27 protein-coding genes are annotated in these 26,694 nt (G+C 72.9%); 3 read left to right on the top strand and 24 right to left on the bottom strand.

Annotated elements, in window-relative coordinates; genetic code table 11:
* Positions 1 to 2: 2 nt before the first annotated feature.
* Positions 3 to 866 carry a 30S ribosomal protein S2 gene (gene rpsB / locus CYQ11_RS22870; protein ID WP_099200975.1) on the bottom strand — a complete coding sequence of 288 codons (864 nt, stop codon included), beginning with the start codon at positions 864 to 866 and terminating at the stop codon, positions 3 to 5.
* 315 nt (positions 867 to 1,181) lie between these two features.
* Between rpsB and CYQ11_RS22865 the strand changes: the two genes are divergently transcribed.
* Positions 1,182 to 1,745 (top strand): murein hydrolase activator EnvC family protein, encoded by a 564-nt coding sequence (locus CYQ11_RS22865; protein WP_099200976.1) that lies wholly within the window; start codon positions 1,182 to 1,184, stop codon positions 1,743 to 1,745.
* A gap of 55 nt (positions 1,746 to 1,800) precedes the next feature.
* Here CYQ11_RS22865 and CYQ11_RS22860 read toward each other — a convergent pair whose 3' ends face one another.
* The 18 genes from CYQ11_RS22860 to proS all read right to left on the bottom strand — a co-directional run bounded on the left by CYQ11_RS22860 (position 1,801) and on the right by proS (position 16,623).
* Entirely contained in the window at positions 1,801 to 2,358 is a 558-nt protein-coding gene (locus CYQ11_RS22860) for a TetR/AcrR family transcriptional regulator (RefSeq protein ID WP_099200977.1), read from the bottom strand.
* Positions 2,359 to 2,432: 74 nt separating this feature from the next.
* Entirely contained in the window at positions 2,433 to 3,269 is an 837-nt protein-coding gene (whiG, locus tag CYQ11_RS22855) for an RNA polymerase sigma factor WhiG (RefSeq protein ID WP_099200978.1), read from the bottom strand.
* Between the two features lie 262 nt (positions 3,270 to 3,531).
* Entirely contained in the window at positions 3,532 to 4,716 is a 1,185-nt protein-coding gene (gene dprA / locus CYQ11_RS22850; protein WP_240003552.1) for a DNA-processing protein DprA, read from the bottom strand.
* Positions 4,713 to 6,377, bottom strand: a complete 1,665-nt coding sequence (locus tag CYQ11_RS22845; RefSeq protein WP_099200979.1) for a YifB family Mg chelatase-like AAA ATPase — start codon at positions 6,375 to 6,377, stop codon at positions 4,713 to 4,715. The genes dprA and CYQ11_RS22845 overlap by 4 nt, the downstream gene beginning before the upstream one ends.
* Positions 6,377 to 6,736, bottom strand: coding sequence for a YraN family protein (locus CYQ11_RS22840; protein ID WP_099200980.1), 360 nt, complete (start codon positions 6,734 to 6,736; stop codon positions 6,377 to 6,379). The genes CYQ11_RS22845 and CYQ11_RS22840 overlap by 1 nt, the downstream gene beginning before the upstream one ends.
* 155 nt (positions 6,737 to 6,891) lie before the next feature.
* Positions 6,892 to 7,200: a DUF2469 domain-containing protein gene (locus tag CYQ11_RS22835; protein ID WP_071965846.1), complete on the bottom strand. Its 309-nt coding sequence runs from the start codon at positions 7,198 to 7,200 to the stop codon at positions 6,892 to 6,894.
* 39 nt (positions 7,201 to 7,239) lie between these two features.
* The gene (locus CYQ11_RS22830; RefSeq protein WP_099200981.1) at positions 7,240 to 7,752 is read right to left on the bottom strand and encodes an NUDIX hydrolase; all 513 of its coding nucleotides are present in this window, start codon (positions 7,750 to 7,752) and stop codon (positions 7,240 to 7,242) included.
* Positions 7,745 to 8,512, bottom strand: coding sequence for a signal peptidase I (gene lepB, locus CYQ11_RS22825; protein WP_398781197.1), 768 nt, complete (start codon positions 8,510 to 8,512; stop codon positions 7,745 to 7,747). Before lepB (CYQ11_RS22825) ends, CYQ11_RS22830 begins: the two co-directional genes overlap by 8 nt.
* Before the next feature lie 117 nt (positions 8,513 to 8,629).
* Positions 8,630 to 9,706, bottom strand: coding sequence for a signal peptidase I (gene lepB / locus CYQ11_RS22820; RefSeq protein ID WP_099200982.1), 1,077 nt, complete (start codon positions 9,704 to 9,706; stop codon positions 8,630 to 8,632).
* On the bottom strand, positions 9,648 to 10,682 hold the full coding sequence (lepB, locus tag CYQ11_RS22815) for a signal peptidase I (RefSeq protein ID WP_099200983.1): 1,035 nt from the start codon (positions 10,680 to 10,682) through the stop codon (positions 9,648 to 9,650). Before lepB (CYQ11_RS22815) ends, lepB (CYQ11_RS22820) begins: the two co-directional genes overlap by 59 nt.
* Positions 10,675 to 11,502 (bottom strand): signal peptidase I, encoded by an 828-nt coding sequence (lepB, locus tag CYQ11_RS22810; RefSeq protein WP_099200984.1) that lies wholly within the window; start codon positions 11,500 to 11,502, stop codon positions 10,675 to 10,677. Before lepB (CYQ11_RS22810) ends, lepB (CYQ11_RS22815) begins: the two co-directional genes overlap by 8 nt.
* Before the next feature lie 45 nt (positions 11,503 to 11,547).
* Positions 11,548 to 11,898, bottom strand: a complete 351-nt coding sequence (rplS, locus tag CYQ11_RS22805) for a 50S ribosomal protein L19 (protein ID WP_099200985.1) — start codon at positions 11,896 to 11,898, stop codon at positions 11,548 to 11,550.
* Positions 11,899 to 12,029: 131 nt separating this feature from the next.
* Complete coding sequence (gene trmD / locus CYQ11_RS22800) at positions 12,030 to 12,839, bottom strand: tRNA (guanosine(37)-N1)-methyltransferase TrmD (protein WP_099200986.1); 810 nt, start codon at positions 12,837 to 12,839, stop codon at positions 12,030 to 12,032.
* The gene (gene rimM, locus CYQ11_RS22795; RefSeq protein WP_099200987.1) at positions 12,839 to 13,435 is read right to left on the bottom strand and encodes a ribosome maturation factor RimM; all 597 of its coding nucleotides are present in this window, start codon (positions 13,433 to 13,435) and stop codon (positions 12,839 to 12,841) included. Before rimM ends, trmD begins: the two co-directional genes overlap by 1 nt.
* A gap of 91 nt (positions 13,436 to 13,526) precedes the next feature.
* Positions 13,527 to 13,766 carry an RNA-binding protein gene (locus CYQ11_RS22790; RefSeq protein ID WP_099200988.1) on the bottom strand — a complete coding sequence of 80 codons (240 nt, stop codon included), beginning with the start codon at positions 13,764 to 13,766 and terminating at the stop codon, positions 13,527 to 13,529.
* A gap of 2 nt (positions 13,767 to 13,768) precedes the next feature.
* Entirely contained in the window at positions 13,769 to 14,206 is a 438-nt protein-coding gene (gene rpsP / locus CYQ11_RS22785) for a 30S ribosomal protein S16 (protein ID WP_099200989.1), read from the bottom strand.
* A 157-nt stretch (positions 14,207 to 14,363) separates the two neighbouring features.
* On the bottom strand, positions 14,364 to 14,954 hold the full coding sequence (locus tag CYQ11_RS22780) for a hypothetical protein (protein WP_099200990.1): 591 nt from the start codon (positions 14,952 to 14,954) through the stop codon (positions 14,364 to 14,366).
* A 253-nt stretch (positions 14,955 to 15,207) separates the two neighbouring features.
* A complete protein-coding gene (gene proS, locus CYQ11_RS22775; protein WP_099200991.1) occupies positions 15,208 to 16,623 on the bottom strand; it encodes a proline--tRNA ligase in 1,416 nt (471 codons plus the stop codon).
* Between the two features lie 358 nt (positions 16,624 to 16,981).
* Between proS and CYQ11_RS22770 the strand changes: the two genes are divergently transcribed.
* The gene (locus CYQ11_RS22770) at positions 16,982 to 17,809 is read left to right on the top strand and encodes a class I SAM-dependent methyltransferase (protein WP_099200992.1); all 828 of its coding nucleotides are present in this window, start codon (positions 16,982 to 16,984) and stop codon (positions 17,807 to 17,809) included.
* 98 nt (positions 17,810 to 17,907) lie between these two features.
* On the opposite strand, the gene ffh is transcribed toward CYQ11_RS22770, so the two are convergent.
* From ffh to nsdA, 5 genes are all read right to left on the bottom strand, one after another.
* On the bottom strand, positions 17,908 to 19,455 hold the full coding sequence (gene ffh, locus CYQ11_RS22765; protein ID WP_099200993.1) for a signal recognition particle protein: 1,548 nt from the start codon (positions 19,453 to 19,455) through the stop codon (positions 17,908 to 17,910).
* A gap of 75 nt (positions 19,456 to 19,530) precedes the next feature.
* Complete coding sequence (locus CYQ11_RS22760) at positions 19,531 to 21,882, bottom strand: [protein-PII] uridylyltransferase (RefSeq protein ID WP_240003601.1); 2,352 nt, start codon at positions 21,880 to 21,882, stop codon at positions 19,531 to 19,533.
* A gap of 166 nt (positions 21,883 to 22,048) precedes the next feature.
* A complete protein-coding gene (locus tag CYQ11_RS22755; RefSeq protein ID WP_099200994.1) occupies positions 22,049 to 22,387 on the bottom strand; it encodes a P-II family nitrogen regulator in 339 nt (112 codons plus the stop codon).
* On the bottom strand, positions 22,384 to 23,655 hold the full coding sequence (locus CYQ11_RS22750; RefSeq protein WP_099200995.1) for an ammonium transporter: 1,272 nt from the start codon (positions 23,653 to 23,655) through the stop codon (positions 22,384 to 22,386). The genes CYQ11_RS22755 and CYQ11_RS22750 overlap by 4 nt, the downstream gene beginning before the upstream one ends.
* 367 nt (positions 23,656 to 24,022) lie before the next feature.
* Positions 24,023 to 25,540, bottom strand: coding sequence for a transcriptional repressor NsdA (nsdA, locus tag CYQ11_RS22745; protein WP_398781195.1), 1,518 nt, complete (start codon positions 25,538 to 25,540; stop codon positions 24,023 to 24,025).
* Positions 25,541 to 25,943: 403 nt separating this feature from the next.
* Here nsdA and CYQ11_RS22740 point away from each other — a divergent pair, with 403 nt between their 5' ends.
* The gene (locus CYQ11_RS22740) at positions 25,944 to 26,621 is read left to right on the top strand and encodes a bifunctional DNA primase/polymerase (protein WP_099200996.1); all 678 of its coding nucleotides are present in this window, start codon (positions 25,944 to 25,946) and stop codon (positions 26,619 to 26,621) included.
* Positions 26,622 to 26,694: the final 73 nt, after the last annotated feature.

Genomic DNA, 26,694 nt, shown 5'->3' with positions numbered 1-26,694 from the left:
CGTCAGGCCTGCTCGGCGTCCGCGGCCGGCTTCTCAGCCTCGGCCTCGGCAGGGGCCTCGGCAGCGGCCTCGGCCGGCTTCTCGTCGGCCTTCTTCTCGCCCTCGAGCAGGTCGCGCTCCCACTCGGCCAGCGGCTCGCCGGCGGCCTTCTCGCCCTTGCCCTCACCGGCACCACCGGAACGGGCGATGAGGCCCTCGGCGACGGCGTCGGCGATCACGCGGGTGAGCAGGGTGACGGAGCGGATGGCGTCGTCGTTGCCCGGGATCTTGTAGTCGACCTCGTCGGGGTCGCAGTTGGTGTCGAGGATCGCGACGACGGGGATGCGCAGCTTGCGCGCCTCACCGACGGCGATGTGCTCCTTCTTGGTGTCCACGATCCAGACGGCGCTGGGCACCTTCTGCATCTCGCGGATACCACCGAGGGTCTTCTCCAGCTTGGCCTTCTCGCGGGAGAGGACCAGGAGCTCCTTCTTGGTGAGGCCGGAGGCGGCCACGTCCTCGAAGTCGATGAGCTCGAGCTCCTTCAGGCGCTGGAGGCGCTTGTAGACGGTCGAGAAGTTGGTGAGCATGCCGCCCAGCCAGCGCTGGTTGACGTAGGGCATGCCGACGCGCGTCGCCTGCTCGGCGATGGCCTCCTGGGCCTGCTTCTTCGTACCGACGAACATGATGGAGCCGCCGTGCGCGACGGTCTCCTTGACGAACTCGTAGGCGCGGTCGATGTACGACAGCGACTGGAGCAGGTCGATGATGTAGATGCCGTTGCGCTCCGTGAAGATGAAACGCTTCATCTTCGGGTTCCAACGACGGGTCTGGTGACCGAAGTGGACGCCGCTCTCCAGCAGCTCCCGCATCGTGACGACGGCCATGGCCGCGCTCCTTGAAAAACTCGGTTCCACGACGGCCGGGCGGCCGCCGCTCCTGACGCCCCGATGCGCCCGCCGCGGACGGAGCCCTTGCGAGGAGCCGTTCCACGGACCGAGAGACACGGCCACCGTGCTGCCCGAGAGGGTCTGACGCGCCGGTGGCGGGGCGTGCGAAGTCGACCCGGTGACCCGGATCGCCATGAGAAGTGTACGGGACCGGAGAACCCACGGGTGACGGCGTTGTGCACAACCGGCGAGTAGTCCACAGATCCCGAGCAAGATCCCCGCGGTACGGCGACACCACGGGACGGTTGCGTCATGCGACGACCACCGACTGTCACCCTGCGCACCCTCGTGCTCTGCACGCTGTCCGCCCTCTTCTCCTGGCTCGCCTGCCCGCCGGCGGCGGCCGGTGCCGACCGGTCGTGGCCGGTCGCCGGGGCGCGCGGCCCCCGGCCCCTGGTCGTCGGGGCGTGGGACCCGCCGCCGGTGCGCTGGGCGGCCGGGCACCGCGGCGTGGACCTGGCGGCCCGGCCCGGCACTCCGGTGCGGGCCGCCGCCCCCGGGCGGGTGTCCTTCGCGGGCACGGTCGCGGGGCTGGGGGTGGTGTCGGTGGAGCTGGGTCCCGGGCTGCGCACGACGTACGAGCCGGTGCGGGCGACGGTGCGCGAGGGCGACCGGGTCGCGGCGGGGGATGTCGTGGGGGTGCTCCAGGCGGGGGTCCTCCCCCACTGCCGGGGCGGTGCGGGGGGCGCCTCGGCCGGCTGTCTGCACTGGGGGCTGCGGCGCGGGGAGGTGTATCTGGATCCGCTGAGCCTCTTGCCGGCGTGGATGCTGCGGAGGCCGCCGTCGAGGCTGCTGCCGCTGACGGACACCCCCTAGGGCTCGCGCTGCGGTCCCCCGGCGACCGGGGCCGGACGTCGGCGGACCGGGGCGATCAGCCGCGCACGCCCCTCAGCGCCATGCCCACCGCGGCCTCCGTGATGCGGTCCGGCTCCTCCGCGGCGCCGAGCTCGATGCGGCGGACGGCCGCGTCGACCACGCCCTGGAGCAGCATGGCCGTCAGACGGGGCTGCTCGTGGCCGAGGGCGAGCAGCGCCTCGACGACCATCGCGATCAGCCCGCCGTGGGCGGCGCGGATCTTCTCGCGGGCGCCGGCGTCCAGCTCGCCGGCGGAGATGGCGACCACGGCCCGGTGGCGGCGGTCGCCGACGAGCGCCAGCTGCTGCCGCACATAGGCCTCGATCTTGCCCTCGGGGGTACCGGCCCGTTCCATGGCCGCCTCGACCTCGGCCGCCCAGACGGGGAAGTCGACGGCGCACAGCTCCTCGACCACGGCCGCGCGGGAGCGGAAGTACTCGTAGACCGAGGACCGGGCGAGTCCGGTGCGCTCGGCGAGGGCGGGAAAGGTGAGCGCTTCGGTACCGCCTTCGGACAGCAGGGAGCGGGCGGCGTCCAACAGGGCGGCGCGCTGCATCGTCCGGTGCTCGGCCACTGAGGCCGCTCGAATCCTGGGCACGGTCCCACTTTACGGACAAGCCCTGCCGGGGACGACGCTGGAGGGACGATTCAGCGTCCGACGTCGGCGAGCTTCGCCCTGAGCTGGAGGACGGACTTGGTGTGGATCTGGCTGACCCGGCTCTCGGTGACGCCGAGGACGTGGCCGATCTCGGCGAGCGTGAGGCCCTCGTAGTAGTAGAGGGTGACGACGGTCTTCTCCCGGTCGGGGAGGGTGTTGATGGCGCGGGCCAGCAGTCTGCGCAGCTCGTGGTCCTCGGCCACCTCGACCGGGTCGTCGGCGGCGGTGTCCTCCAGGGTGTCCATCAGGCTCAGCCGGTCGCCGCCCTCGCCGCCGGCGTGCAGCAGCTCTTCCAGCGCCACCACGTTGGCCAGGGACAACTGGCTGAAGACCGAGTGCAGTTCGTCGAGCGTGATGTCCATCTCGGCGGCGACCTCGGCCTCGGAGGGCGTGCGCCGCAGCGCCGCCTCCAAGGTGGCGTACGCGCGCTCGACCGCACGGGCCTTCTGGCGCACGGAGCGGGGGATCCAGTCGAGGGCGCGCAGCTCGTCGATCATGGCGCCGCGAATGCGGGTGATGGCGTAGGTCTCGAATTTGATGGAGCGGTCGGGGTCGAACTTCTCGATGGCGTCGATGAGCCCGAAGATCCCGGACGAGACGAAGTCGGCCTGCTCGACGTTGGACGGCAGCCCGACGCTGACCCGGCCCGCCACGTACTTCACCAGGGGTGAGTAGTGGAGGATCAGCTGCTCCCGCAGCCGGTCGTCGCCCGATGCCTTGTACGACCGCCACAGCTCATCGAGCGTCGAGGGCGCGGGAGGGCGCACGGCGCCACGCGCTGCTGGCGGCACCGCCGCGCGGTCGGACCCGGAGGTGTGCTGGGGCATTCGTCGTCTTGAGCCGTTCTGCTGTGTCCGTGGATCGGTTGGTATGAATGGATGGAATCCCGTAGCGTAGCGTGACCGAGACGCTGCGGTGAGCGAGCAGGCTCCTTCGGATGCGCGGATACTTCGACGGGCGGCCGGGGGCGGAGTCGTCCGCGGGCCGCGCTCCGCTGCGACGGCCGCCGTCACGCCCGTCGGCCCCGCGGAATCCGCCGTATCGGCCACCGTGGTCACCTCCTTAACCCTTTCACCCGATCACCCCGAATCAAGCACCGCCTCGCCGCGCACCGGGGCGTCGTCCGGGGGGCTTGGGGGTGTCGGATGTTGACGACGCGTCAGCCAACTGCCAGAGATCGCCCAGTCGTTCCACGAAGCCCAGCGCCTGGAGTTCGTACAGTTTGGCGAGCGCGCGCTCCGCCCCCGTGCCCGCCTCGCGGGCGACCGCCGCGACGCCCGCGCCGCCCCGGCCGGGCACGGCCTCCAGCACCCGGGCCGCGTCCGCATCCAGCAGATCCCTGGGCACGACGGGTCCCCGCCGCTCCGGGGCGAGGTCCCCGATGCTGCCGACCAGTTCGATGACGTCGGCGGCGCCGGTCACCAGGCTCGCCCCCTCGCGCAGCAGTTCGTGCACCCCCGCGGAGAGCCCGGACGTGACCGGCCCGGGCACACCCATGGTGTGCCGGCCCAGCTCGATCGCCCGGCGGGCCGTGACGAGCGAGCCGCTGCGCAGCTCCGCCTCCACGACCACCGTTCCGCGCGTCAACGCGGCGATGACGCGGTTGCGCAGGACGAACCGGCTCCTGGTGGGATGACCGCCCGGTGGCAACTCGGCCAGGACCAGACCCTGTTCCCCGACACGGCCGAGCAACTCCGCGTGTCCGCGGGGATAGGGCACGTCGATCCCCGACGCCAGCACGGCCACCGTCGCCCCGCCCGCGGCCAGCGCCCCGCGGTGCGCCGCCCCGTCGACCCCGTACGCGGCGCCGGAGACCACCACCCAGCCGCGCTCCGCGAGCCCCGCGCCGAGGGTGGCGGCGACGTGCGAGCCGTACCCGGTGCAGGCACGGGCGCCCACCACGGCGACCGAGCGCAGCGCCCACCGCCGCACGTCGGGGCTCCCCCGCACCCACAGCCCGACGGGGCGGGCGTCCCCAAGGTCGTCCAGCTGGGTGGGCCACTCGTGGTCACCCGGACACAGGAAACGCCCTCCGAGCCGGGCGGCCGCGGCGAGGTCACCGGCCGGGTCGAGGCCGGCGGCCCGGGCCCGGCAGCCCGCGAGGCGGTCCGCCCGCGCTCCCGCCGGCGGCGGCCCGGCCCCGGTCAGTCCGCGCATCAGGTCCACCGGCCCCAGCTGCCGCAGCCATCGCCCCACGGCCTCGTCACCCGGCTCGGTCAGCCGGGTCAGGGCGGCCCGGGCGAGCCGTTCCCCCTCGCTCACCACCCCGGTCACGGCTCGGACCCCACCACCGCGGCCGGCGCCGGCACCGGGGCGGCCGGCCGCGGCGGAAGCGGCGCGCCCCGGGCGATCCCGGTGCGCAGCTCAAGGGCCAGCGCCACGTCGGCCGCGTCGGGCCGCTCGTGTCCCATGAGGTCGGCGAGGGTCCAGGCGACCCGCAGCACCCGGTCCAGCCCACGGGCCGTCAGCAGGCCACGCTCCAGGTCGCGCTCGGCGGCGGCGAGCGCGCCGGGCGCGGGCCGCCAGCGGGTGCGCAGCTCATGGCCCGGGACCTCGCTGTTGGCGGTCCAGGGCGTACCCGCCAGCCGGGTGACGGCCCGTTGCCTGGCCCGCGCGACGCGTCCGGCGACGTCCGCCGTCGGCTCCCCGGGCCCGCCCCCGCCCAGCAGTTCGGCGCGCCGCACAGGCTCGACCTCCACCCGCAGATCCACCCGGTCCAGCAGCGGACCGGAGAGCCGGGCCTGATATCTGCGGATCACCGACGCGGGGCACTCACAACCAGTGCCGTGGAGGGTGTGCCGCCCGCAGGGGCACGGATTGGCGGCGAGCACCATCAGGAACCGTGCGGGCAGCCGCACCACGCCGGCCGTGCGCGCCACCACGACGTGCCCCGACTCCAGCGGCTGGCGCAGGGCGTCCAGGGCTTTAGTGCTGAATTCAGGCGCTTCGTCCAGAAAAAGCACTCCACGGTGGGCCAGCGAGACCGCGCCGGGTCTGGGCAGGCCGTTGCCGCCGCCGACCAGGGACTGCATCGTCGCGGAGTGGTGCGGCGCGCAGTAGGGCGCCGTCGCCACCAGCGGCTCGCCGGGCGGCAGCATGCCCGCCACCGAGTGGACCGCCGTCACCTCCAGGGACTCCTGCCGGCTGAGCGGCGGAAGGATCGCCGGCAGCCGCTCGGCGAGCATGGTCTTGCCCGCCCCCGGCGGCCCGGAGAGCAGCAGGTGGTGGCGGCCGGCCGCGGCGACCTCCAGGGCGAGCCGCGCGGTGTGCTGCCCCGCCACGTCCGCGAGGTCCGGCCCGTCCCCGCCGGCCGCCCGGCCGCCGGAGGCCAGGCCGCTGCCCACTCCGGCGCCGGGCACCAGCAGCCCCGCGAGCGTCGGGTCCGGACGGCCCGCACGCAGGGGCTCCTCCTCCGGCACCGGGGCGTCGGTGAGCAGCGCGACGAGCTGCCGCAGGCTGCGCACCCCCAGCACCGAGACGCCGGGCACCAGCGCGGCCTCCGCCGCGGTCCGCTCCGGCACGACGACCTGGCGGTAGCCGGCCTCGGCGGCGGCGAGGACGGCCGGCAGGACACCGCGCACCGGACGCACCCCGCCGTCCAGGCCCAGCTCACCGATCATCACCAGGTCGGCGATGGCCGCGGGCGCGACGGCCTCCGCGGCGCCGAGCACCGCCACCGCCACCGCCAAGTCGAAGCCGGAACCGCTCTTGGGGACCGAGGCCGGGCTCAGCCCCACGGTCAGCTTCTTCTGCGGCCACTCGCAGCCGGAGTTCACCACCGCGGCCCGCACCCGGTCCCGGCTCTCCACCAGGGACTTGTCCGGCAGCCCCACCAGCGTGAAGGCCGCCACCCCGGGCTCCAGGTCGGCCTGCACCTCGACGACCACGCCCTCGACCCCCACCAGGGCCACCGAGCACGTACGGGCGAAACCCATCAGGCCACCCCCTTGGCGTGCTCCACGACAGGCGCACCCCTGCCGGGCACCCTCACGCCCACCAGATCGATCCGCACCCCGCCCGGCGGCACGCCCTCGTGCTGCTCCAGCCACCGTCCGGCGAGCCGGCGCAGGCGGTCCGCCTTGGCCGGGGTGACCGCCCCCATCGGGTGTTCGTACGGCCCCTCGCGCCGGGTCTTCACCTCGCAGATGACGAGGGCGTCCCCGTCCATCGCCACGATGTCGACCTCGCCGTCCCGGCACCGCCAGTTGCGGGCCAGCACGGTCATCCCGGCCTCCGTCAGCCGGCGCGCGGCGAGATCCTCCCCGTACCTGCCGAGCCCCCCTCGGGCGTTCATCGGCACCACCTCCGGTGCCGACTATGGGGCCCCCGCCCCCCGCTGTTGGATCTTGGTGGACAACCGGTGGGTTGTGGATAACCCGGTCACCCGGAAGAGGGGCACAGCGCAGGGCGGACCGCCGACGACGGGGCGCCGGCTCAGGTGGCGCCGGGTCAGGTGCCCGGCAGGTCGAGGTCGCTCTTGTTGAGCTCCTCGATGTTCACGTCCTTGAACGTGAGCACCCGCACCTGCTTCACGAAGCGGGCCGGGCGGTACATGTCCCACACCCAGGCGTCCGCCATGGACACCTCGAAGAACACCTCGCCCTGGACCGAGTGCACCTGCATCTCGTAGTCGTTGGTGAGGTAGAAACGCCGCTCGGTCTCGATCACGTATTTGAACAGACCGACGACGTCGCGGTACTCCCGGTAGAGCTTCAGCTCCATCTCGGTCTCGTACTTCTCGAGGTCCTCGGCGCTCATGGCATGTTCCCCTTCAGCCGTGCGTCCCCCCATTGTGCGTCAGGCGCGCTCGGTCTCCAGGAGCACCGGCGAGCTCGGGGGGCCCTCGTCGAGCAGCGTGCGCAGCAGCCCGGCGAGCCTGGTCGGATACACCGTCTCACGGGTCGCCAGCAGTTCCGCGCAGGTCCACCAGCGCAGGGCCATCAGGCTGCGGCGCTCCAGCTCCGTCCCCCCGCCCGTCCAGGTCGGCTCCTGCCGGGTACGGGCCAGGAAGTAGCGTTCGTCCTGGTCCCAGCGGCGCCCGGCGAAGGGGAAGGAACAGCTCCGCAGCCACAGCACCGGCCCCAGGTCGACCTCTGTGATCCCGGTCTCCTCGGCCAGCTCCCGGCGCGCCGCCGCCTCCCAGTCCTCGTCCCCCTCCAGCCCGCCGCCGGGAGTGAACCACCACGTGGTCGCCGGGTCGTCGGGCTCGTAGCCCTGGAGCAGCAGGATCCGGTCGTGCGGGTCGAGCAGGATCACCCGGGCCGCCCTGCGCGGCGAGCGCGGCCCCCGGGGATCCACGGCCTCATCCATCGGGCCTCACCGCCTTCCCGCGCCGCGCCAGCAGACCGGCCACCGGCCCGTACGCCGCACCCCCCAGGATGCACACCGCGCCCGCGATCACGGACGCCACCGTCAGCGGCAGCGGCCCCGGCTGCGACGTGCCGCCCGGCAGCGCCCCGAAGGAGCCGGGCCGCTCCAGCATGCCCCAGGACGAGGAGGGCCAGGCGATCGCCTCCACCCGCGCCTCGACCGCCCCGCGCTCCACCGCGCCCTGACCGCCGTCGGCCATGTGGGTGCGCGAGTCCAGGGAGTCGGCGCGGTGGTCGCCGAGGAGGAAGAGCCGGCCCTCGGGCACGGTGGCGGAGAAGGGGGTGGGCGAGGCCGGGCCCTGCGACCGGAGGTACGGCTCCTCGACGGGCTCGCCGTCGATCGTCAGCCGGCCCCGCGCGTCGCAGCACGCGACCTTGTCGCCGCCGACGCCGACGACCCGCTTGAGCATCGGCGAGTCCCCCCAGACCTTGTCCCGGAAGACCACCACGTCGCCCCGGCGCACCTCGTCGCCGTCGATGCGCTGGGCGAGGACCCGCTCACCGCGCCCGATGGTGGGCTCCATCGAGTCGGTGGGCACGGTGAACGGCCGGTACAGCACGGCGGCCCAGGCGAAGCCGCCGAAGAAGAGCACACAGCCGACGGCCACGACCAGCCCGGACAGCACCCTGCCCGTGCGGCCGCGGCCGTCGGCACCCGACCCGTGGCCCGCGTGCTCCTCGGCACGCCGGCCGTCGCTCACCGCTCTGCTCAATTCCGCCCCCGCCGCACGTCGGTCCGCGCGGCGCACCGCGCGGAGGTTCGGATTCCGCATGCCCTGGGGCATGGAATCGCACACTACCCGGCGGTACGGGCCCCGTCAGCCCCTCGGAGCCGCCTGCTCCGGACGGCCGGCCGACGCGGCCGGCGCGTCCTGGCCAAGAGCCCGGCGCCGGCGCCACAGCACCAGCGGCACCGCGCCCGCGAGCCCCAGCGCGGCGGGCGCGGCGGCGGCCGCCGCGGCCAGCCCCGGCTGGTCGAAGGTGTCCGGGACGGGCAGGGTGGCCCAGCGGTTCAGCGGCCAGGCGACGACGATCGCCCGCCCGACCACGTCGTCCTCCGAGACCGTGCCCTGGTACGCCAGCTCCTGGTGCCAGCGCGAGTCGAGGGAGTCCTGCCGGTGGTCGCCCATCACCCAGATCCGGCCCTTGGGCACCGTGATCGGGCCGAAGGGCTTGTCGCCGCAGGGGGTGTTGCCGGGGTAGACGTAGGGCTCCTTGAGCGCCTTGCCGTTGACCACGACCGGGTCGTTGTCGCCCTTGCACTCGACGGTGTCCCCGCCGACCGCGATGACCCGCTTGATCAGGTCCTTCTCCTCGGCGGAGGGCATCAGGCCGATGAAGCTGAGCACCTTCTGGAAGCCCTCGGCCACCGGCCCGGTCTCTGCGCTCGGGCTCTCGCCGAGCCAGCCGCCCGGGTCGTGGAAGACCACCACCTCGCCGCGCTCGGGCCGGGAGCCGAACCAGGGGGTCAGCTTGTCCACCAGCACCCGGTCGCCCCGCTGGAGGGTGTTCTGCATCGACTCGGACGGGATGGAGAACGCCTGCACCAGGAAGGTCTTGATCAGCAGCGCGAGGAGCAGGGCGATCCCGATGAGGAGCGGCAGCTCCTTCCAGAAGGACCGGTGCTTCTTCTCGTCCTTCCTCCCGCCCGGCGCCCCGTCCCCGGGGCCGTCCCGGTGTCCCGGGTCCCGCCCGGCCGTTCCGCCGGGGCCGGCGGGGTCGTCGCCGGGTGTCGTCACTGTGCCACCGTCGCTTTCCGGCCCGGCCGGCCCGTACGTCGCGTGGGACCTGGCCCCTTCCGGCGCCGCACCCGCCGGCGCCCGGCGGTGCGGCTCCTCAGCCGTCCCGGGGCGCTTCTCGGGCTCTCCGTGGCCGGAACGTGCGCCGACCGCCAAATCCCCCACGTCCACTCCTTACTCCACGCTCCCGCCTGTCGCACACACGACGCAGGCCCACCACTCCCATAACGAGCGAGAGTTCCGCAGGGGTCGGGAGACGAAGCAATCCTTGCCGATCCGTGAGGGTTCCGTTATGCGGCGATACGTCCGTTCGTGCGCTCGCGCGCGGCGCGTCCCGCACCGAGGCGTAGGTGTCCGGTTCCGCCAGCTGCCGCACGTGCCCGAAGGGCCAGGCGATCACCACCGCACGGCCCACCACCTGGCTTTCCGCCACGGTGCCGTGGCCGGGTTCGTCCAGGTGGTAGCGCGAGTCCGCCGAGTTCGAGCGGTGGTCGCCCATGACGAAGATCCGCCCTCGGGGGACCTCGACCTCGAACTTCAGCTGGGAGGGTGGGTTTCCGGGGTGCAGGTACGGCTCCAGGAGCGGCGTGCCGTTGACCGTGACCCGCCCGTCGACGTCGCAGCACTTGACCGTGTCGCCACCCACGCCGACCACGCGCTTGATCAGGTCCCGTTCGTCGGCGGAGGGCAGCAGGCCGATGAAGGTCAGCAACTGCTTGCCCTGCTTGATCCCCACCGGGTCGGAGCCGGACGACGACTGCTCGCCCTCCAGCCAGTGCCCCGGGTCCTTGAAGACGACGACGTCCCCCCGCTCCGGCCGGGAGCCGAACCAGGGCGTCAGCTTGTCCACCAGCACCCGGTCACCGATGCGGATGGTCTGCTCCATGGAGCCGGACGGGATGACGAAGGCCTGCAAGAGGAAGGTCTTGAGCACCAGTGTGATCAGCACCGCCACGCCCATGAGGATCGGCACCTCCTTGACCACCGACCTGCGCCGCCGCCGCTTCACCCGCCGGGCGGCCTTGCGCCGCTCCGCCCGTCCGCCGGTCTGGGGCGCGGCCCCGGCGCGCTCCCCGTCCGCCTCCCGCGTACGGGCGTGCGTCGGTGCGTGGGTCCGCCCCCGGCTACCCATGCGGGATCCCGCCGTGCCCGGCCCCCCGGCCCGGATCCGGTACGTCCGCGAAGGCGCCGGTCTGCCGGAGCGAGGTCATCCGGTCCAGCGGCCAGCCGATCCAGTCGACGCGCCCGATGACCCGGTCGACCGGGACCGTGCCACCGCCGGGCTCGCCCAGGTGGTCACGGGAGTCACGGGAGTCGCTTCGGTGGTCACCCATGACCCATAGCTTGCCCTCCGGCACGACGATGTCGAACGGCACCTGCGACGGGGCGTCCCCCGGGTACAGATAGTCCTCCAGCACCGGATGCCCGTTGACCTCCAGCAGTCCGCGCCGGTCGCAGCACCTGACCCGGTCGCCGCCGACGCCCACGACCCGCTTGACGTAGGAGGTCGGCGCCGGCTGCATCAGGCCGACCGCGGAGGCGCCCCGGCGGATCAGCGCGGTCACGACGTTCTCCGAGGGGGCGTCCTGGACGAAGGACTCCCGGCCGTCGAAGACGACCACGTCACCGCGGCGCGGGGCGTCCCCGAAGCGGTAGGCGAGCTTGTCGACCAGCACCCGGTCGCCCACCTCGAGGGTGCCGCGCATCGAGCCGCTGGGCACGAGGAAGGGCTGCACGAGGTAGTTGCTGACCAGGAGCAACGAGACCAGGCAGACGGTCAGCAGCAGCCCGGCCCGGCGCAGGGGCCCGCCGCCGGTGAGCCACCGCCACGCGGCGGCGGGCCGGCTCCGGGGGGACGCCGGGGGAAAACGCGAGGAGCGCGACCCCTGCTCCTTCACCCCTTCGGGTTCGGGAGAGCGGTCGCGCTCCGGAAGCTGTGCGTCGGTGTCCATCGTGCCGAGAGCCTATCCGGCCCGGCCGGGACGCCGGCGGGAAGCTCAGTTGTCGCGCTTCTCCTTGATCTTCGCGGCCTTGCCGCGCAGCTCACGGAGGTAGTACAGCTTGGCGCGACGGACGTCACCGCGGGTGATCAGCTCGACCTTCTCGAAGATCGGGCTGTGCACCGGGAAGGTGCGCTCGACGCCGACGGAGAAGGAGACCTTGCGGACCGTGAAGGTCTCGCTGATGCCCGCGCCCTGGCGGCGGATGACGACGCCCTTGAACTGCTGGATACGGGAGCGGTTGCCCTCGATGACGCGAACGTGGACGTTCACGGTGTCGCCGGGGCGGAAGGCCGGGACGTCGGTGCGCAGGGACGCGGCGTTGACGTTGTCGAGCAGGGAGGACATGAGCGTCTGCTTCCTCGCCGATGCCACAGGTCATCAGCGGAATTCGTACCGAAGTGGAAAGGCTGCCGAACACACCGGGCGGACGTCGTTCCCCCTGTGGCAGGGGCGTGCGCCGGGCGCAAGGCAACGGCTTATTCTTCCACGTCCTGGCCCAGTCGCCCAAATCGGCCGTCGGCGCCGGGCGCCCAGCCCAGGATGGAGAGCATTTCGCGGTCCTTCTTGTCGAAGGCCCCGGGGTCGGCGCGCTCCAGGAGGTCCGGCCGGTTCACGGCCGTGCGCCGGAACGCCTCGTCGCGGCGCCAGCGGGCGATCTTGCCGTGGTGGCCGCTGAGCAGCACCTCGGGGATGCCGCGGCCGCGCCACTCGGGCGGCTTGGTGTAGACGGGCCCTTCCAGCAGGTCGGCCATGGCGCCGGGCGCGAAGGAGTCGTCGCGGTGCGACTCGGCGTTGCCGAGCACCCCCGGCAGCAGCCGGGCGACGGCCTCCACCATGACCAGCACCGGAGCCTCGCCGCCGGCGAGCACGTAGTCACCGATGGAGACCTCGCGGACGTCGACCCGTTCGGCGTACTCCTCGATGACCCGGCGGTCGATGCCCTCGTAGCGGGCGGGGGTGAAGACCAGCCACGGCTTCTCGGACAGCTCGACGGCGAGTTCCTGGGTGAAGGGCTTGCCGCTGGGCGTCGGGACGACGATCGTCGGCTGCCCCTCACCGGATTCGATGATCGAGTCGAGGGCCTCGCCCCAGGGCTCCGGCTTCATGACCATGCCGGGGCCGCCGCCGTAGGGGGTGTCGTCGACGGTGTTGTGCTTGTCGTGCGTCCACTCCCGCAGGTCGTGCACGCGCACGTCGAGCTGGCCGCGGGCGCGGGCCTTGCCGACGAGCGAGACGTTCAGCGGTTCGAGGTACTCGGGGAAGATCGTGACGACGTCGAGGCGCATCAGGACTCGTCCTCCGCGTCCCCGTCACGGGCGGCGCCGTCCTCACCGGTGCCGCTCTCGTCGCGGGAGCTCGCGACCTCGGCCTGGTCGGCGTCCAGCAGGCCGCGCGGCGGGTCGACGACGGCCCGCTGCCCCTCCAGGTCGATCTCCACGACGATCTCGTTGACGAACGGGATCATCACCTCGCCGCCGTCGGGACGCTCCACGATGAAGAGGTCCTGTGACGGCAGATGGGCGATCTCCGCGATCCGGCCGACGGCCGCGCCGTCGACGGTGACGACGTCGAGGTCCATCAGCTGGTGGTCGTAGAACTCCTCGGGGTCGTCGGGAGTCTCGTCGGGGTCGACGTCGGCGATCAGCAGTGTGTTGCGCAGCGCCTCGGCGGCGGTGCGGTCGGCCACGCCGGCGAACCGCAGCAGCAGCCGCCCGCTGTGCACCCGGCCGGTCTCGATGGTCAGCGGCCCCGCACCCGCCGGGTCCGTGGCCAGCACGGCGCCCGGTCCGAGCCGCAGTTCGGGCTCGTCCGTGCGCACCTCAACGGTGACCTCGCCCTTGATGCCATGGGCGCGGCCGATCCTCCCGACTACCAGCTGCACGCTCTCATCCTTCTCACATGTGCTCCATGAACGCGACAACGGGCCGGGAAGGAGATTCCTTCCCGGCCCGTGCCGGTGCTTCAATCGCTTCTCAGCGGACCTGGTCCACATCGACGAGGTCGACACGGATGCCACGGCCGCCGATGGCGCCCACGACGGTACGCAGCGCGCGGGCGGTACGGCCGTTGCGGCCGATCACCTTGCCGAGGTCGTCGGGGTGGACCCGGACCTCCAGCACACGCCCACGACGCAGATTGCGCGAGGCGATCTGCACGTCGTCGGGGTTGTCGACGATGCCCTTCACGAGGTGCTCAAGGGCCTCCTCGAGCATCCTCAGGCCTCGGTCGACTCAGCGGACTCGGCAGCCTCGGCGGCCTCGTCCTTCTTCTCCGACTTCTTCGCCTTCGGGGTGATGGCCTCACCCTTCGACTCGTCCGCGGCGCTCACGACGGCGTCGAAGAGACCGCTGTGGTCCTTCTTCGGCTCGGCGACGAGCATCGGGGCGGGGGCCGGCAGACCCTTGAACTTCTGCCAGTCGCCGGTGACCTTCAGGATGGCCAGCACGGGCTCGGTCGGCTGCGCGCCGACGCTCAGCCAGTACTGGGCACGCTCGCTGTTGACCTCGATGCGCGAGGGGTTCTGCACCGGGTGGTACAGACCGATCTCCTCGATGGCCCGGCCGTCACGGCGGGTACGGGAGTCGGCGACGACGATGCGGTAGTGAGGCGAACGGATCTTGCCCAGACGCTTCAGCTTGATCTTGACTGCCACGGGAGTGGTGTCTCCTGGTCTTGACGTGGTTGGGCACAACGAGATGCCACGTGGGGTTGCGGTACTCGGGGTGCCCGATGGACGCGTCAGCCGGAAGGAGAGAGGGGTCCTGTGCGACTGTCGAGTACAGCCATTCATTGTGCCATACGGTTCCAGGTCAGCCGACCGAGACGGCCTCGGGGATCCGGAAGGGCTGCCCGCAGCCGCCGCACATGATCGGGGCCTGGGCCAGCACCGACGGCACGACGCGCACGTTCCGCCCGCACTCGCAGACCGCCTTCACCCGCACGCCCCCGCCGGACGAGCCGTGGCGCGCCGCCGGGCCCCGGAAGGTGCGCGAGGTGTCGGCGGTGGTCGCGACGGAGTGCGCCTTCAGGGCGCGCTGCAGTCTCTCGATGGTCGGGCGGTAGCGCTTGCGCGCCTCCGGGTTGAGCACGACCAGGGAGAAGCCACTGCTGGGATGCGGCTCATCACTGTGGTCGAGCCCCAGCTCCTCGGCGATCGCCAGGAACCGCCGGTTGTGGTAGCGGCCGGCACGCGAAGTGTCCCGGACACCGCGGGCGGCCGCGATGCCGTGCACTGCCTCGTGCAGCAGCCTTTCGAAGGAGAGCTCGGCGCCGCAGGCGGACGACGACTCCCCGATCAACGATTCGGGCGCGGCTAGATCCGGCAGCTCGGGGTGGAACCGCTGAATGTCGGCCCACGCCTGCGCCAGCTCTGCGGCGAGAACAGGTGGTGTCGTGCTCACGTCGTGACAACGAGCCGGGGTGGCCCGGTGTTCCGATACCGGGCCATCCCAAATAATTTGCACGTACCAGTCAGTTTCCCGACTGATACACCCCGACGAGGGCGGGTGCGCAGAACTGCGGAGAAGGCGGATGAGTCGCGCACCAGTTCGCAAGGTGGGACGTACTGACTCGGCAGTAAGCGTCCCGAGCGGCCTGTCGCAGCGCAAAACCCCCGGGCACGCGCCCTTCGGCGCGCGCCCGGGGGCACAGGGATCAGTAGGCGCGCGCGACGATCGCGAGGGCGCCCGGCGCGTCGTCGGTCTCCGGCACGGAGCCGTCCTCGCCGACCAGGCAGCGCACGGTCACGGCCTGCTCGGCCAGCTTGGCCTCGCCCTCCACGCCCAGGGTCGCCCACGGGATGCGCGCCCAGCCGCCGGCCACGGCGGCCTCGGCGGCCTCCTCGATCGTCTTCACGTCCGTCGTGCGGGACTCGCGGCGCTCGCGCGACTGGCTCAGCAGCAGCGCCTGGTCCTCCTCCAGGACCTTCGGCAGCAGCGCGGCCAGCTCCTCGATGCGCACCGGCTCCTTGCCGCCGGGGATGCGGCGGGCCAGCATCGCGGTGCCGTTCTCCAGGTCGCGCGGGCCGATCTCGATGCGCACCGGAACGCCCTTGAGCTCCCAGTCCACGGCACGCCGGCCGAAGGGCGTGTCGGTGCGGTCGTCGACCTGCACCCGGATCCCGGCGGCCTTGAGCTGGTCGCCGATCTCCCGGACCTTGGCGAGGACGGCGTCGTCGCCCTTGATCGCCAGGACCACGGCCTGGACGGAGGCGAGGCGCGGCGGCACCCGCAGGCCCTTGTCGTCACCGTGCGACATGATCAGACCGCCGACCATGCGGGTCGAGACGCCCCAGGACGTCTGCCAGACCATCTCCTGGTGCCCGTCCTTGGACAGGTACGAGGTGTTGAAGGCCTTGGCGAAGTTCTGGCCCAGCTCGTGGCTGGTGCCCATCTGCAGCGCCTTGCCGTCGCCCATCATGCCCTCGAGGGTGAGGGTGTTGATGGCGCCCGCGAAGCGCTCCTTGGGGGTCTTGCGGCCGAGCACCACGTCGATGCCCAGCACGTTGACCATGAAGTCGTAGTACACGTCCCGGTGGATACGGGCCGCGTAGTCGCGCGCGTCCTCGTACGTGGCGTGGGCGGTGTGGCCCTCCTGCCAGAGGAACTCGCTCGTCCGCAGGAAGACGCGCGGACGCATCTCCCAACGCACCACGTTCGCCCACTGGTTGATCAGCAGGGGCAGGTCGCGGTAGCTCTGCACCCACTTCGAGAAGTACTCGTTGATGATCGTCTCGGAGGTCGGCCGCACGACGACCGGCTCCTCCAGCTCCTTGCCGCCGCCGTGCGTGACGACCGCGAGCTCGGGGGCGAAGCCCTCGACGTGCTCCGCCTCCCGCGTCAGGTAGGACTGCGGAATGAAGAGCGGGAAGTACGCGTTGGAGGCGCCCGCGTCCTTGATCCGGGCGTCCATCTCCTGCTGCATGCGCTCCCAGAGCCCATAGCCGTACGGGCGGATGACCATGGTGCCGCGCACCGGGCCGTTGTCGGCCAGCTCGGCCTTGTTGATCAAGTCCTGGTACCAGCGCGGGAAGTCTTCCGCCTGGGGGGTGAGAATGGGAGCCTTTGCCATGCTGCGAATGGTACGGGGCTCCTCAGGCCGAGTGTGAATCCGTCCGGCCGCAACCCCGCCTCCCCGGCCGCCCGGGCCGCTCCCCCGCCCCGTTCCCGCCCGCCGGCGGCCGTTCCGCAAACCTTTGTGAAGACCTTCCGGCATCCCGTGCGATGACGCCCGGCACATGCCATCGTGGCGTCAGGGGAACCTTCTCGCGCCATCCCCTGGACTCGGGGACGGAAGCGGAGTTCTCTGGCATCGGGGGGAGTTTTCGGCAGCGCGCACAGCGGCATGGCACGAGGCTTCACACAGCACGGCACATGGGGGCGGCAGCTACTGGACCAAGACACGCTTACGGCGGATTGGGGCGCATTCGATGACACCAACGCTCGTTCGGCGGCACCGGCCGTCCTCGACCTCGCCCGAGACCCGGGCCCGCGACTGGGCGGAAATCCAGGAACGGATGCTGGTGCCGCTCTACGAAGCGGTGTACGAGCGCCTGGAGGCCGGACCCGGCACCCGGCTCCTCAGCCTCGGCTGCGGCTCCGGCCTGGCCCTGCTCATGGCCTCCGCCCGCGGCGCCGACGTCTGCGGCGTCGACGAGGACGAACGCCGGCTGGAACTGGCCCGCGAACGGCTCCTGCCCGAGGGCGCCCCCGCGGGCGGCACCCGCCTGGGCCTCGGCGGCCCCGAGACCGTCCTCTCGCCCACGGGCCCGCTCTTCAACCTCATCACCGTCTTCGACCCGCTGTTCAGCGCCGGCGGCGACCCCCGCGGCCTGGCCGGGGCCCTCGCCCGTGCCGCCGGCTGCGCCGAGCGCGGCACACCCGTCGTCCTGGCCGGCTGGGGCCCCCATGAGCGCTGCGCGGCCTCCGCGGCCCTGCGGGTGGCGGCCCGCCTGGCCGACCCGATGTGCGCCCCGGCCCGCTGGCGGCCCAGCCGCCGCGACGACCTGGAGAACCTCGCCCGCGAAGCCGGCCTGACCCCTGACGGCTCCGGCCGCGTCTCCTGCCCGTACGGCTACGCCGACATGAGCAGCGCCGTGCGCGGTCTGCTGTCCACGGGCGCCTTCGACGCGGCAGCCCGCGCCACCGATGAGGAACAGGTCGTCAAGGAACTCATCGAGGCGCTCCACCCGTATCTGCGCACCGACGGAACGGTGTGGATGCCGAACGTCTTCCGCTATCTGATAGCCCGGACCTAGAGGCGCCCCGCGGGCCGCCTTTCGGGAAGCGGTCAACGAGAACGGCCCCCCGGCAGCACGCCGGGGGGCCGTTCTCGTCAGCTGTGCGGCGCCGCCGCTCAGCCCATGAACTTCTTGAACTCGTCGGGGAGTTCGAACTTCTCGGCGTCCTGCCCGGCCGGCAGACCCAGCGGGTTGCCCGCCTGCGCCTGCTCGCGGCGCTCGGCGGCGGCCTGCTCCTCGGCCTTGCGCTTCATCGGGTTGCCCGACTGGCGCTTGCCCTTGGCCTGCTTCTGCTGCTTCTTCTTGCGACCGGCTCCGCCGCCCATGCCCGGCAGCCCCGGCATGCCCGGCATGCCGCCGCCCTGAGCCATGCGGGACATCATCTTGCGGGCGTCGAAGAACCGCTCGACCAGGTTCTTCACGGCGCTGACGTCCACGCCCGAACCCTTGGCGATGCGCGCCCGGCGGGATCCGTTGATGATCGTCGGGTCCTGGCGCTCGGCCGGGGTCATCGACTTGATGATCGCGGCGGTGCGGTCGACGTCGCGCTCGTCGAGGTTGTTGATCTGGTCCCGGATCTGCCCCATGCCCGGCAGCATGCCGAGCAGCTTGGAGATGGAGCCCATCTTGCGGACCTGCTCCATCTGCGACAGGAAGTCGTCGAGCGTGAACTCCTTGGGCCCCTTCGCCAGCTTGGCCGCCATCTTCTCGGCCTCGTCCTGGCTGAAGGTCTGCTCGGCCTTCTCGATGAGGCTGAGCATGTCGCCCATGCCGAGGATGCGGGACGCCATGCGGTCCGGGTGGAACGCGTCGAAGTCGTCCAGCTTCTCGCCGTTGGAGGCGAACATGATCTGCTTGCCGGTCACGTGCGCGACCGACAGGGCGGCACCGCCGCGGGCGTCGCCGTCGAGCTTGGACAGCACGACGCCGTCGAAGCCGACGCCGTCACGGAAGGCCTCGGCGGTGTTGACCGCGTCCTGGCCGATCATGGCGTCGACGACGAAGAGGATCTCCTGCGGCTGCACCGCGTCGCGGATGTCCGCGGCCTGCTGCATCATCTCGGCGTCGATGCCGAGACGGCCGGCGGTGTCGACGACGACGATGTCGTACTGCTTGGCGCGGGCGAACTCGATCGAGTCCTTGGCGACCTGCACCGGGTCGCCGACGCCGTTGCCCGGCTGCGGCGCGTAGACGCCGACGCCGGCGCGCTCGGCGACGACGGAGAGCTGGTTGACGGCGTTGGGGCGCTGGAGGTCACAGGCGACGAGCAGCGGGCTGTGGCCCTGCGCCTTCAGCCAGCGGCCGAGCTTTCCGGCGAGCGTCGTCTTACCGGCACCCTGGAGACCGGCGAGCATGATGACGGTCGGCGCGGTCTTGGCGAAGCGCAGCCGGCGGGTCTCGCCGCCGAGGATGCCGACGAGCTCCTCGTTGACGATCTTGATGACCTGCTGGGCCGGGTTCAGCGCCTGCGAGACCTCGGAGCCGAGGGCGCGCTCCTTCACCTGCTTGATGAAGGCGCGGACGACGGGCAGCGCCACGTCGGCCTCGAGCAGGGCGATGCGGATCTCGCGCGCGGTGGCGTCGATGTCCGCCTCGGAGAGGCGGCCCTTGCCCCGGAGGCTCTTGAAAGTCGCTGCGAGGCGGTCGGAGAGGGTATCGAACACGGTGGTCGCGGATCCTTCTGGTCGAGAGTCGAGCGGCAGCTGACCACCAAGGGTATCCGCCCCCGCCACCTCCGGTCAGCCGCCCAGGGACTCCCGCACCTTCCTGGCCACCGCGGCCGCCTCCTCCGGGTCGAGAACGCCCCCCTCCGCCCCCGTCACATAGAACGCGTCCACCACACTCGCCCCCAGCGTGCTCACCCGTGCGCTGCGTACCCACACCCCCGCGTCCTCCAGGGCCCGGCCGATGCGGTGCAGCAGCCCCGGAGCGTCCTGGGCGCGGACCTCCAGGACCGTTGCCGCCCGGGAGACGCCCTCCACCACGCTGACGCGGGGCGGCGCGTGGACGACGCGGCGCCTGCCGTACGCCGCCTCGCGCTCGGCCAGCCGCGCGGCGACGTCCAGGGAGCCGTCCAGGGCGCGTACGAGGTCGTTCCGCAGCCGGGCCGCCTCCGGCGGGGAGCCGTACTCGGCGGCCACCCGCCAGTTCAGCAGGAGCGCACTGCCGACGGCGGGGGCCGGGGCCACCGCCCGGACCTCGGCGGCACGGACCGTCAGGCGGTGCAGGGCGAGGACGCCGGCCGTGGCGGGCAGCACGCCCGGCTGGTCGGGGACGGCGACGGTCAGCTCGACGGAGTCCTGGCCCGCGCCCTCCGGCGGCGGCTCCAGGGCCACGACCGGTCCGGCGGTGCGCAGCGCCTCGATCGCCAGCCGTTCCTCCCCCGCGGTCGGCGGGGCCGGCTCGGTGCGGGCCGCGACGGGGCGGCCGGCGAGCGCGGCGCCCGCGCGGCGGACGAGGTCGGCCACGAGGGACGCGCGCCAGGTGCTCCAGGCCGCCGGGCCGGTCGCGAGGGCGTCGGCCTCGGTGAGGGCGTGCAGCAGCTCCAGCGTGCCGGCGGAGCCGACCGCGTCGGTGACGGCGCGGATCGTGGCGGGGTCGTCGAGGTCGCGCCGGGTGGCGGTCTCGGCGAGGAGGAGGTGGTGGCGTACGAGCGTGGCGAGGACGTCGGTGTCGGCGCCGTCGAAGCCGAGGCGGGGGGCGAGGGCGCGGGCGAGCGTCTCGCCGGCCTCGCTGTGGTCGCCGGGGTGTCCCTTGCCCAGGTCGTGCAGGAGGGCCGCCATGAGCAGCAGGTCGGGGCGGCCGACGCGGCGGGTCAGGGCGGAGGCCCGGACCGCCGTCTCGACCAGGTGCCGGTCGACGGTCCAGCGGTGGACGGGGTTGCGCTGGGGGCGGCAGCGCACGTGGGCCCACTCGGGCAGCAGCCGGGAGACGAGGCCCTCCGCCTCCAGGGCCTCCCAGACGGCCACGGTCGGCTCCCCCGCGCCGAGCAGGGTGACGAGCTGCTCCCGGGCCTCGGCGGGCCAGGGCACCGGCAGCGGGCCCGCGGCGGCCAGCCGGCGCACGGTGGGCGGGGACAGCGGCAGCCCGGCCTGGGCCGCCGCGGCGGCCGCGCGCAGGGGCAGGACGGGGTCGTGCTCGGGCCGGGCGGTGCGGGCGAGCACGGCTTCGCCGTCCTGCTCGACCACGCCTTCGGCGAGCGGGACGCGCTGGGGTTGCACGAAGCCGCCCCGCCCTCCCCGGCCGCCGAGGATGCGGCGCAGCCGGGGCCGGCCGGAGCGGGAGCGCAGGACGCGGGTGACCTCGCGCCAGGTGACGTCGGTGGCGTAGGAGACGGTGCGGCCGGCCTCGTAGACCTCGCGGAGCAGGGTGTCGGCGTCGGCGAGGCCGAGCCGGCGGGCGACCTGCTCCTGCTCCTGGAGGGCGAGCCGGTCGGTGGCGCGGCCGGTGACGCGGTGGAGGGCGTCGCGGGTGTCGAGGAGGAGGGCGCGGGCGCGGTCGAGGCCCTCGCGGGGGGCGTCGGCGAGCCAGGAGGCGGCGACGGCCCGCAGGGCGGTGGCGTCGCGGAGTCCGCCGCGGGCCTCCTTGAGGTCGGGTTCGAGGAGGAAGCGCAGTTCGCCCTGGCGCCGAGCCCGCTCCTCGCACAGTTCGCGCAGCTCGGGCAGGCGGGCGGGGGCCTGGGCCCGCCAGTCCTCGTAGGCGGTGGTGCGCAGGGCGGCGGTGAGGGCGGGGTCGCCGGCGAGGTGGCGGGCGTCGAGGAGGCCGAGGTGGACCTTGAGGTCGCCGGCGGCGGTCCTGCGGGCCTCGGCGGGGGTGCGGACGGAGTGGTCGAGGGCGAGGCCCATGTCCCAGACGGGGTACCAGACGCGGTCGGCCAGGGCCGCGATCTGGGACATGGCGGTGCCGTCGTGCAGGAGCAGGACGTCGAGGTCGCTGCGGGGGGAGAGTTCGCCGCGGCCGTAGCCGCCGACGGCGACGAGGGCGACGCCCTCGGCGGGGCCGAGGAGCGTCGCGAGCCAGTCGTCGGTGAGCCGGGCCAGCGCGGTGCGCAGGGGCGGTCCGGAGAGGTCCTCCCGGTGCAGGAGCCGCAGCCGGGTGGCCGCGTAGCCGCCGGTCTCCGGGGCTGTGGCGTCCTTCCCGCCGGTGCCGCCGGCCGTGGAGCCGGCTCTGTCCACCGGGCCGGCGGCGGTGCCGCGCGTCGCCGCGCCGGCTGCCGGCTGCTTCGTCAGTCCGTCCGTCACCTGGGGTTCCCCTCGTTCAGAGCGCGTCCGGACCGCGCTCGTCGGTCCGGACGCGCACGACGGTCTCGACCGGGACGACCCAGACCTTGCCGTCGCCGATCTTTCCGGTGCGGGCAGTCTTGACGACGACGTCGACGATGTCGTCGGTGTCGGCGTCCTCGGCGAGGACCTCGATGCGGATCTTGGGGACGAGGTCGATGGTGTACTCCGCGCCGCGGTAGACCTCGGTGTGGCCGCGCTGGCGGCCGTACCCGCTGGCCTCGGTGACCGTCAGGCCGCGGACGCCGAAGGCCTGGAGGGCGGCCTTGACCGCGTCGAACTGGTGGGTCTTGATGATCGCGGTGATGAGCTTCACGCGTCCACCTTCTTGGTCAGGTGCTGAGCGGGGGTCTGGTGGCCGCTGCGGGAGGCGGGGGCGCCGCCGACGGCGCTGAAGTCGTAGGCCGTCTCGGCGTGGAAGGCCTGGTCGATGCCGCTGACCTCGTCGTCCTCGCTCGCCCGGAATCCGACGGTCTTGTCGACGAGCTTGGCCAGCAGCCAGGAGACCGCGAAGGAGTAGGCCATCACCGAGAACGCTCCGGCCGCCTGCCGGCCGAGCTGGGTGAGGCCGCCCACGCCGCCGGTGGCGAGGAGGCCGACGAGGAGCGTACCGATCACGCCGCCGACGAGGTGGACGCCGACCACGTCGAGGGAGTCGTCGAAGCCGAGGCGGAACTTCCAGCTGACGGCCCAGGAGCAGACCGCCCCGGCGACGAGGCCGATGAGGATCGCGCCGAAGGCGTTGACGGCGGCCCCGGAGGGCGTGATGGCCACGAGCCCGGCGACGGCTCCGGAGGCGGCGCCCAGGGTGGTGAACGCGCCGTGCCTGACGCGCTCGTAGGCGAGCCAGCCGAGCATGGCGGCGCCGGTGGCGACCTGGGTGTTCATGGCCATGTTGGCGGCGACGCCGTTGGCGGCGAGCGCGGAGCCGGCGTTGAAGCCGAACCAGCCGAACCACAGCAGCCCCGCGCCGAGCATCACCAGCGGCAGGCTGTGCGGGCGCATGGGGTCCTTCTTGAAGCCGACGCGCTTGCCGACCACGAGCACGGCGGCGAGGGCGCCGATGCCCGCGTTGATGTGGACGGCGGTGCCACCGGCGAAGTCGATGACCTTCAGTTTGAAGAGCCAGCCGTCCTCCTGCCACACCCAGTGCGCGACCGGGAAGTAGACGACCGTCACCCACAAGGTGATGAACAGCGACCAGGCGCTGAACTTGACCCGGTCGGCGAGGGCGCCGCTCATCAGGGCGGGGGTGATGACCGCGAACATCAGCTGGAAGAGGGCGAAGGCGAGGACCGGGATGCCCTCCTTGCCGCCGGTGAGCGTCTCGGGGGTGATGCCCTTGAAGCCGACGTGGCCGAGGTCGCCCAGCAGCCCGGCCCCGATGTCGTCACCGAACGCGAGCGAGTAGCCGAAGAGCACCCACAGGACGCTGACGATGCCGAGCGAGATGAACGACATCATCAGCATGTTGAGCGCGCTCTTCACCCGCACCATGCCGCCGTAGAAGAAGGCCAGGGCGGGTGTCATCAGCATCACGAGCGCGGCACTGATCAAGACGAATGCGGTGTCTGCGCCATTCAATGTCGGTGTCTCCTCGCGGCGGCGGCCCGTGCGGATCGGGTGGGCCGGTGTGGCCTAGAGGCTGACGCAGCGCGGTTTCAGCGGATGGAGCCGGCTGTTTCGCGCCAGTGACGAAGGGAGCGGGCGTGTTACGCCGGGGTGAATTCCGGAAGGTCACGCGCGGCTTCCCGCTATCCTCCGCGACCACCTGATCGGGGGACGCCGGACGGAGGGCCCGCGGAGGCGCGGTCGCCTCCGCGGAAGCCGGAAGCCGCGGGGCCGCAGGCGCGACCGACCGCGACGACCTGCCCTTTCTGACCTGGCGTGGGGGAGCCGAGTCGGGCTGTACGGGAGGGTCGCCGCGGCCGGGTAGGGGGGCCGGGGGGCGTCAGACCGCGTGGGCGGCCTCCGCTGATTCCGGCAGGTGGACGGCGAGTTCGTCGGTCAGTTCCTGCACCGCGCAGACGTCGCCGAAGTCGCGCGCGGCGGTGTCCACGGTCTTGCGGAGGCGGTTGTTGACCCGCTCCGAGCGCACCTGCCTGGCGATCCTGAGCGCCTGCTTGGCGGGGGCGGTGCTCGCCTCGGGCTCCCGCTGCATCAGGTGCACGGTGGCCATGCCGATGAGGTTGAGCGCGTAGGACCGCTGGTGCTCGCTGTCCTGGGAGAAGAGCTCGACGGCCCGCTCCATCTTGGGCCGCGCCAGCTGGGCGTAGGTGGGGCTGCGGCCGGCCACGTAGGCGAGGTCGCGGAACGAGTGGGCGTTCTCCGCGTTCAGCTCGGCTTCGGAGAAGAAGCGGATCCAGTCGGGGTCGCCGTCGCGCGTGCCGCAGTCGGCGAAGCAGTCCTCCGCCATGCCCACGGCGCGCTTGACCTTGGCGGGCTGGCCCATGTTGGCGTACGCGCGGGCCTCCATCGCGTACAACATGGCCTGGGTGCGGGCGGTGGCCGATTCCCGCGAGCCGTACTGGCCGAGGTGGATGAGCTCCAGGGCGTCGTCCGGCCGGCCGAGGTGGATCATCTGCCGGCTCATGCTGGAGAGGATGTACGACCCCAGGGGGCGGTCCCCCGCCTCCTTGGCGGCGTGCAGGGCGAGCACGAAGTACTTCTGCGCGGTGGGGTGGAGGCCGACGTCGTAGCTCATCCAGCCGGCCAGCTCGGCCAGCTCGGCGGCGACCTTGAACAGCCGCTTGGAGGTGTCCTCCGGCTGCGGCTCCTGGAGGAGGTCGGTGACCTCGTGGAGCTGTCCGACCACGGCCTTGCGGCGCAGGCCGCCGCCGCACTGGGCGTCCCACTGCCGGAACATCACGGTGGTGGACTCCAGCAGCTCCAGCTCGGGCCGCGAGAGCCGGGTCCGGCGGACGCGGTCCCGCTCGGCGGACCGGTCGGCCGCCTCCCGGCCGGGGCCCGGCACCAGCCAGCGCTGCATGGGCTCGATGAGGGCGGGGCCGGCGGAGAGGGCGAGCGAGGTGCCGAGGAAGCCGCGGCGGGCCAGCATCAGGTCGCTGCGGGAGAACTCGCTGAGCAGCTCGACGGTCTGAGGCGCCGCCCAGGGGAGGTCCACCCCCGACACCGAGGGCGACTGGTGCGCGACGCGCAGCCCGATGTCCTCGACGCCCACGACACAGCCGAAGCGCTCGGAGAACAGCTCGGAAAGGATCTTCGGGATGGGCTCGCGCGGCTGCTCCCCGTCGAGCCAGCGGCGCACCCGGGAGGTGTCCGTGCTGATGTGGTGGGCACCCAACTGGCGGGCCCGGCGGTTCACTTGGCGCGCCAGCTCGCCCTTCGACCAGCCGCTGCGCAGGAACCACGAGTTCAGCTGGTCGTTGGGGCGCTTCTCGGCCTTCTCGGCCCTGTCCGCCTTCTCGGCGCTGTCGGCGCCACCGGCACCGCTGACATTGCCGCCCACGGGAACGCCCCCATCCGAAGCTCTGCAATCTACGCCCCGCGCGTCCGCGCGCAGCCGGGCGTGAACCGCCAACAGCCTGCCGCCCCTTGCGGCCGCTTGTCCGGCTGGGTTCATGTACCGAAAGTAATCCTACGATCACCGGTCACGCGAGAGCAGTCCAGTAAACGCCACCATTCGCCACCCCAAGGAATGAACTCCTCGGGCGCTCTTCGCGATTGACTTGACACGGAACGATCGCAGGAAGGCCCGCGGATCGGTGTACCGATGTTCGCCACGGCGCGAGGGTCGCGACGCACCACCCATCGCGCACCGTCGCGCCGCCCCGGAGAAGACGCCCGCGACCGTGCGTGTCCGAGACACTCCGACACGTAACCATCCGCGAGCACGACCCGTTGGAGGGGGCATGGGCTTCACAATCGGCGGCATCCGGGATCTGCGCTCGACCTCTCGACGCCGAGGGCGAGCGTCCGAACCGGTGACCACGGTCGCGGAGTACACGGGCCTGTGGGGGTGGGACGTCGTGCCGGGGGCCCGGGCCGCCCGCGCCGGCGGCCGGGTGACCTGCTCGTGCGGGGCCACCGGCTGCCCCTCCCCCGGCGCCCATCCGCTCGCCTTCGCCCCGTCGGTCCCCGCGGGCGCCACGCTGGACGAGGCGGCGGCCGCCTGGGCCGAGGTGCCGGGCGCGGCCGTGCTGCTGCCCGTGGGGCGGTCGTTCGACGTCCTGGAGGTCCCGGAGGCGGCCGGCCGGCACGCGCTGGCGCGGCTGGAGCGGATGGGGCTGCCGCTGGGCCCCGTGGCCCTCACCCCGCACGAGCGCGCGCTGTTCTTCGTCGCCCCCGGCGCCGCCTCGGAACTCCCCCAGCTGCTGTACCGCATGGGGTGGGACGACGCGCGCCTCGACCTGCGGGGCCTGGGCCGCGGAGACCACATCACCGCGCCGCCGTCGGACCACGCGGGTCTGGGCCCGATGCGCTGGCTGCTGCCGCCCGCGCTGGACACGGCCGGCCGGCCCCCGGAGGCCCGGCTGCTGCTGGGCACCCTCGCGTACGTGTGTCACCGGTCCGTCGGGCCGTCGTCCTGAGTGTGCGCGTCCGGCACGCGCGTCGTGGGTGCTTGGGTCTGGGTGCTCGGGTTCCGGGTGCGGGCGTTCTGGG

Origin of the sequence: Streptomyces cinnamoneus, assembly GCF_002939475.1 — a bacterium.
Classification (GTDB): domain Bacteria; phylum Actinomycetota; class Actinomycetes; order Streptomycetales; family Streptomycetaceae; genus Streptomyces; species Streptomyces cinnamoneus_A.
This window is presented reverse-complemented; position numbering and strand designations above follow the sequence as displayed.